This window comes from Streptomyces humi (genome assembly GCF_001005085.2).
Classification (GTDB): Bacteria; Actinomycetota; Actinomycetes; order Streptomycetales; family Streptomycetaceae; genus Streptomyces; species Streptomyces humi.
Map to the genome: position 1 here is coordinate 1 of NZ_LBMU02000214.1, position 324 is coordinate 324.

The 324-nt window shown below is 74.4% G+C and carries 1 protein-coding gene; it reads left to right on the top strand.

Features of this window, described 5'->3' with window-relative positions:
- Positions 1 to 130 precede the first annotated feature (130 nt).
- Positions 131 to 324 (top strand): hypothetical protein (locus AAW13_RS43975; RefSeq protein WP_143145134.1); only part of this gene is annotated, 194 nt, incomplete at its 3' end.

A 324-nucleotide genomic window follows, 5' to 3' on the forward strand; every position in this document is an offset into this window, starting at 1 on the left:
CGGATCACGGACCACGCGTCCCGGTCCCGGATCCCGGTTTCCCGCACAGCTCAGCTCGTCCCGGACAGCACACCCGTCTGCCCGGTCCCTCACCGGCCGCGACCCGGCGGCCGAAGCAGGAGGAGTTCGAGTGAGACGTCTTCCCCACAGACGCGCCACGGTCGGGGCCGCCCTGGTCTCCACCGCGGCCTTCCTCGCCGTCGGCATCCAGTCGGTCCCGGCGACCGCCCAGCCCGCCGCCCCCCACCCCAGTCCCCTGCGCACCGGCGGCCTGGAAGCCAAGCTCACCCCCACCCAGCACACCGCGCTCCTCAAGAGCGCCCG